The sequence below is a fragment of the Kistimonas scapharcae genome, from assembly GCF_039540975.1.
GTDB classification, from domain to species: Bacteria; Pseudomonadota; Gammaproteobacteria; order Pseudomonadales; family Endozoicomonadaceae; genus Kistimonas; species Kistimonas scapharcae.
This window is the reverse complement of the sequence record NZ_BAABFL010000461.1, coordinates 35,689-42,039: the sequence shown is the minus strand read 5'-3', so window position 1 is coordinate 42,039 and position 6,351 is coordinate 35,689. Positions and strand designations below refer to the sequence as shown.

The 6,351-nt window shown below is 49.3% G+C and carries 7 protein-coding genes; 1 reads left to right on the top strand and 6 read right to left on the bottom strand.

Translation table 11 applies throughout. The features are described 5' to 3' along the window. Nucleotides 1–79: 79 nt before the first annotated feature. The 3 genes from ABD892_RS21435 to ABD892_RS21425 form a co-directional block, all read right to left on the bottom strand. Nucleotides 80–538, bottom strand: a complete 459-nt coding sequence (locus ABD892_RS21435; RefSeq protein ID WP_345198192.1) for an FAD-dependent oxidoreductase — start codon at nt 536–538, stop codon at nt 80–82. Between the two features lie 53 nt (nt 539–591). After that, a complete protein-coding gene (locus ABD892_RS21430) occupies nt 592–1,467 on the bottom strand; it encodes a cupin-like domain-containing protein (protein ID WP_345198191.1) in 876 nt (291 codons plus the stop codon). Nucleotides 1,468–1,651: 184 nt separating this feature from the next. Then, nucleotides 1,652–2,908: an MFS transporter gene (locus ABD892_RS21425; protein ID WP_345198190.1), complete on the bottom strand. Its 1,257-nt coding sequence runs from the start codon at nt 2,906–2,908 to the stop codon at nt 1,652–1,654. Nucleotides 2,909–3,049: 141 nt separating this feature from the next. Here ABD892_RS21425 and ABD892_RS21420 point away from each other — a divergent pair, with 141 nt between their 5' ends. Further along, entirely contained in the window at nt 3,050–3,664 is a 615-nt protein-coding gene (locus ABD892_RS21420) for a cupin domain-containing protein (protein WP_425559328.1), read from the top strand. Between the two features lie 44 nt (nt 3,665–3,708). Here ABD892_RS21420 and ABD892_RS21415 read toward each other — a convergent pair whose 3' ends face one another. The 3 genes from ABD892_RS21415 to ABD892_RS21405 are packed head-to-tail and all read right to left on the bottom strand — an operon-like array spanning nt 3,709 to nt 6,349. Then, complete coding sequence (locus tag ABD892_RS21415) at nt 3,709–4,476, bottom strand: substrate-binding periplasmic protein (protein WP_345198189.1); 768 nt, start codon at nt 4,474–4,476, stop codon at nt 3,709–3,711. 21 nt (nt 4,477–4,497) lie between these two features. Beyond that, nucleotides 4,498–5,436, bottom strand: a complete 939-nt coding sequence (locus ABD892_RS21410) for an ABC transporter permease subunit (protein WP_345198187.1) — start codon at nt 5,434–5,436, stop codon at nt 4,498–4,500. Next, on the bottom strand, nt 5,426–6,349 hold the full coding sequence (locus ABD892_RS21405; RefSeq protein WP_345198186.1) for an ABC transporter permease subunit: 924 nt from the start codon (nt 6,347–6,349) through the stop codon (nt 5,426–5,428). The genes ABD892_RS21410 and ABD892_RS21405 overlap by 11 nt, the downstream gene beginning before the upstream one ends. Nucleotides 6,350–6,351: the final 2 nt, after the last annotated feature.

The following is a 6,351-nucleotide window of genomic DNA, read 5'->3' as shown; positions in this document are numbered from 1 at the left end:
GTTTTGTGCAAAAACTGTACTCTGTTGCCAAAAGTACGGCCAGCTTGCTCACATTCCCAAGGTTAAGCGGGATTTAAGGTCACGAATAACGAGTGTAAATCGGTTGTGCTTTATAGGTAATGAATAGAGTGTCTCGGGTTTTATATGCAGAATTTCCTGGCCGTAGTAAGTACAGGTTTTGAGTGACTTGTAACTGGCATATCGCTCCAGGTACTGGAGCACTGCCTGATGACTCGGAAATTGTGTACAGAGTTTGATCTGTAAAGAAATCAGGCAGATTAGGCAGTGTCATTAATTCGATGGGAAGGTTCGTCCGCAGGCCTGGATAAATCGCACTGCTTAATGGATCAGTATTGTGTCGGATATCGGGTGGCTTTCGATGTCGCTCTGCATAACGCCATAAACCACCCGGGCCCGATTGTTTTTCAAAAACGGATACCTGAATGCCTTTTTCTTTCAGCGCATGTGCCGTGATCAGTCCGGCATACCCTGCACCGATAATGGCAACATGTCGTTTTTCTGTATAGCGTGGCTTCATCAGTCGCTAACCGGAACACTTATGAGGATGGCCATTTAGAGCAATGAGCGAGACTAGTGAATATTAAAGTTATTCTGTGAAAACAGTCGTGCACTGAGCTTCAGGTCATTACCGAGAAGGATAAACTTTGGCAATTTGACGATTTCCTTGAAGAAACGGGATATGCCCGTTCGTGTATGAACACCCTTGGTATAATTATTCACAATCGTGACACCATTACCGCCATATTCGTCAAAATCATCCAGCATGATGCGATTGATGGGTTTGAATACTTTTCGCAATTTCAATAATTCGCATTCTCTGCGGCCAATGATGGTATTTCTATTTGGCATTAAAGGGGTATAAACCCAGTTAATATTAATATTCTTGTCTTGAAGGCTATAAACTTCATGAAACCAGTAACGTGGTAAATAGAGGACGTCACCGGGGCGCGTGATGAAGTCGTAAAAATCATGGCGAGCAGGATTCACTTTGAATGCGAGAGAAACCAGCGCAAAAAAAGCAAAAGGTGCGCAGGGTAAAGGCGTGTTGGGTGACACCAGTATCCAGCGCTTTTCTCCGGCAATCTGCCAGTTAAAGCCGGATAGACTGTTGCCATCAAAGTGTGCCAGTGTCTTGTGTCCCTTAGGTTGCATGAACACGCGCATCGGATAGGGTCTGAGTGAAATATCCTGTCGATACAATGTTTTCTGAATAAAGGGGGGGATGGTGATATGGGGATCCTCTTTATTTAACGGAGAATCAAACCAGCCTTCCCGACGGTATTCTTCCACCTGGTAATGGGCTTTAATAAAATCAGGCTCCAGCAGTGAGGGATTATATTGATCTTCTCCAGACAGAATGACAGGCTTTTCCGGTTTTAAGTAGTTATCGAAAAATGTTTGGTAGTTGATTGTACGCCTGTCTATTCGATCAATGGTTAACTGCATGGGCAACTCATACTGTTCACAAGCAATGCCTGTGCTTTCTGTTCATCGGAATCATAGTCTGTTAACGGTTTAAAAGTGCGACACAGTTTTCACCGGAGAGTGTCCGATTTAATCGCAAGTGAAGGTATAGTTGAGAACCAACCACTGTGCACAGGTATATCCGATGACAACACGGGTGTTTTTGTCACGAAACTGCGCCGGAAGGTTCATGATCAGCCAGATCCTTGATGAGTAGCAGTGCGAGGATGGTCGTGGCCATGAGCCAGACAACTGGTGTTTCAGGTACCTGCGTAATCGTAGTCAGCCACAGGGCGATGACTGGTGTCAGGCTGCCAAATACTCCCTGAGCCAGGTTGTAACCCAGTGCCAACCCTGTCATGCGGACCGGTTCGGGTAACAGCCGGAAGCACACAACCGCACTGGTACCATAAAAACCCGCCAACAGAATGGAAAACGCCGTTTGAGCCAGCATCACCTGCCAGAGTATCGGGCTGTTAATGAGCCAGTAAAGGGGGATGTACAGGAGAAGTCCCGCCGTTGCGCATCGCCATAGAAGATGTATTGCCGAGTATTGATCCGCAAGGTGTCCAAACAAGGGGATCAAGAGAATCATAAGCAGCATATTGGCTGAGTTAATGGTTAACGATAAGGAGCGATCAAGTGCCAGGTGTTCTGACCAGTGCACATTGATATAAATAAATATCAGAAAGAAGCAGACACCATTCAGCAGATTGATCGCCATCACGCGTACCATGGGCATCTTGTACTGTGCCATGACCAGATGAATCGGAAGCCTTTCGGGTTTGTTGTGTGTATCGGAGGGAAGGTAATAACGCAATATCGCAACGATCATGCAGCCTGCCGCACCGACCAGGAATGCCAGTCGCCAACCGTAGACCTCAATTATCGCCTCGGGTAATGCGATGTGAATAACCATGGCCAGGACGGATCCTGCCATAATACCGGTCAGCCCGCTGACATGGACAAGACTGGCGTAAAGCCCTTCACGGTTCTGTTTGGCACTTTCCCCCAGCATGACCAGTGTGCCGCTGACCTCACCACTCATGGACAGCCCTTGCAGCATACGTAAAAGAATCAATCCGGCAGGCGCATACCAGCCGACCTGTGAGTAAGTCGGCAGAAGAGCCATGCACAGTGTGGCTGCCGCCATTATCCACAGGCTAAAAAGTAACGCATGGCGTCGTCCATGCTGGTCGCCAATATGTCCCAGCAGAATGGCGCCAAGAGGGCGTATCAGGAAACCGAGAGCAAAGGTGATGAAGGTGGCAACAAGACCGGCTGTCGCGTTATCGTCCGGAAAAAACTGTCGGGCAATCACGGGCGCGAAATAGCCATAAACGGTGAAATCATAGAGTTCGACAAAATTGCCACCCAGCGTCGCCAGTAAATCCCGTGTTCGTGCATTGGTTTTATTTAACACATCCGTTATCCAGTGTTGCGTCAGGTGTTACTGGTTATAGTCAGACCCTGTAGGATTGACCTGTGAATCGGCGCCTTGTTCCCTTTCACTGGCTGAATGAGCGGTTTTTTGTCTGCATTTCAGCCAAGACAGAACTTAACAATGTCAGATATACTGAACACTTTGTTGATGAATGTTTTACAGATTGGTTCCAGGGAGACGTACGCATTGGATGTTGGATTACGCCTGAAAGCAGTACGCAAGCTGCACAATCTTTCCCAGCGAGAGCTGGCCAAGCGGTCCGGAGTGACGAACAGTACGATCTCCATGATCGAGAAGAACAGTGTCAGTCCTTCCGTCAGTTCACTGAAGAAAGTCCTGAGCGGTATCCCCATGTCGCTGGTGGAGTTTTTCTCCATGGATATCGATGAATCTGCCATTGAACAGGTGGTATACCGTGCCAATGAAATGCTGGACATTGGTATGGGTGAGATTTCCATGAAGGTCGTGGGAAAATCACGGGCAAAGCGGGATATGGCCTTTATGGATGAAGTCTATCCACCGGGTGCGGATACCGGCATGGAAATGCTTAAGCATGAAGGTGAGGAAGCCGGCATCGTGGTAGAGGGTCGTCTGGAGCTAACGGTTGCGGATCAGGTGTATATTCTGGAAACCGGTGATGGCTACTATTTCGACAGTACCCAGCCTCACCGCTTCCACAATCCTTTTGATGTCAATTGTCGTCTGATCAGTTCTACGACGCCGGCTAACTTCTAACCGTGACCCGGACGTTTTTGTTTTACCCGGGTCTGACGTCAGCTTTATTCAGCGATGAGTGCCAGCAGGTTGGACGGCATATCCACTTCCCATTTCAGGTAAATCTTTTCCAGTTCACCGTTACCTGCCATCTCTTTAATACGGCGGTTGTAAATATCAATTAACTGCTGTGACTTGGTATGGTTCACAAAACCGGTGAAAACGTCTTTGCCTGGCGGCAGATCTTCGATGACGTATTCACTTTCATCCAGGCCTTCGGCGGCGAGCATATTTTCAATTTCATCGTATTCATCAATGAAGAAGTCAATATCACCGATCTCTAGCAATGCCATTGCTTTTGCCGGACGGACGACTTCTTTCAGTGTGAAATCGATGTCACTCTCGGTGATCAAATCGTAATCACGGCGCCAGCTGACGGTTTTACCCGTCAGTGTTTCGCGTCCCTGCCAGTCGATGCCAGTATCTTTGCGATGGATGACGGCCAGATACTCGACATCAATGGGAGCTTCAGGAAAGAGCAGGTTCTCTTCGGTATCACGGTACTCACCGACAATGCCATCCAGTACGCGGTACTTGGTGACCAGTTTCATGGCACGTGACCAGGGCATGTTCTTCAAACGGAGTCGTATGCCTTCCGGTTCATACACGGCCTTGAGAACTTCCCAGTAAAGCCCGGTACCATCCTTGTTGGTATAACCTTCCCACTCAGGGGCTGCGAACGTGGCCGACGAGACTTTTACCTCGCCGGGGTGCGCCAGTGTCATCATCGCTGACAGCACCATCCCAAGGCATGTAATGATTGCTCTTTTCATACGACTCCCTTTTCTGAATGGTCAGGCGGACTCTGTCACAGTCTCCTTGTTGACAGGAACCACTACAGAGCGAACGGTTCTTCGCAATGCAATATCTGAACCAGATTTTTTGTGTTGTGCCAGATCTTCCATATCAGCCGCGAGTTGCTGTAAACGACGTTTCTCTGCACGGCGCATCAACCACCAGGCAATAAAGGCCGCTAAAGAAACTGCCAGTATGATAAGCGAAGCCAACGCATTAATCTGAGGACTTACCCCCATTCTGACCGATGAGAATACAACCATGGGCAGTGTGGTCGAGCCAGGCCCTGAGACAAAGCTGGCAATGACCAGATCATCCAGTGACAGGGTAAACGACAGTAACCATGCTGCCGCCAGCGCTGGCGCGATACCCGGCAGGGTGATCAGGAAAAACGTTTTCACGGGGCGTGCACCAAGGTCCATGGCCGCTTCTTCCACGGATATATCCGTCTCCTTAAGTCTCGAAGAAACGACAACCGCCGCGTATGCAGTACAAAAGGTGACATGGGCTATCCAGATAGTGAGTAGACCACGCTCTGCTGGCCAGCCAACCAGCTGTGCCAGTGCGACAAACAACAGCAGCAACGACAAACCGGTAATGACATCCGGCATGACCAGCGGTGCGGTGATCATGCTGGAAAACGCGGTTTTACCCGGGAAGCGGCGGTATCGCAGCATGACAAAAGCCGCCATTGTCCCCAATACTACCGCCATGCACGACGTGTAAAAGGCGACCTTCAGACTCATCCAGATGGCGCCGAGCATCTGGTCATTTTCCAGCAGAACGCCGTACCACTTGGTGGAGAACCCGGCCCAGACAGTCACCAGTCGGGATTCATTGAAAGAGTAGATCACCAGGATGATCATCGGCACATAGAGAAAGATCAGACCGGCGATGAACATCAGGGATGTGAACGACAGTTTTTTATTATTTTTCATGTTCAGCCTCCAACTCCCGGGACTGATAATGATTGAACAACGCGATCGGTATCAGCAGCAGTGCCAGCATGACCATGGCAAGGGCTGCGGCCACAGGCCAGTCGCGGTTGTTGAAGAATTCCTGCCACAGGACACGGCCAATCATTAGCGTATCCGGGCCACCGAGTAACTCAGGAATCACAAACTCACCGACCGCAGGAATAAATACCAGCATCGAACCTGCGATAATACCGGCTTTTGATAGCGGTAAAGTCACTTTGAGAAACGCCTTCCAGGGCTTGGCGCCCAGATCGGTGGCGGCTTCAAGCAGTGATGGATCATGTTTGATCAGGTTGGCGTACAGCGGCAGGATCATGAACGGCAAATAGGCGTACACGATGCCGATATAAACGGCAAAGTTCGTGTTTAGCATGGGCAAAGGGTCATTGATCAGACCCAGGCTTATAAGTGCATTGTTGATCAGACCATTATTCTTGAGCAGGCCAATCCAGGCATAGATCCGAATCAGGAAGGATGTCCAGGAAGGCAGCAGGATCAATAGCAGCAACGTCGCCTGCATATGCTGGGGAGCCCGCGCCATCGCATAGGCCATGGGGTAGCCAATCAGCAGGCAGAGTATCGTGGAATTAAACGCGATGACGATGGAATCCAGATACGCGGCGACATAGAGTTCGTCATCCAGCAGTAACAGGTAGTTGCCAATATTCAGGACAAACGTCAGCGTTTCATCGGCATAGTCGACAATATCCGAATAAGGTGGAATGGCGATCTGGGCTGATGCAAAACTGATTTTCAGGACAATGGCGAACGGAATCAGAAAGAACAGTAATAGCCAGAAATAGGGAATACTGATAACCAGTCGTCGACCGAAGGCGCCCTGTAACGGCGCGGCAAGCGTTTGTAATGCTTTCATGC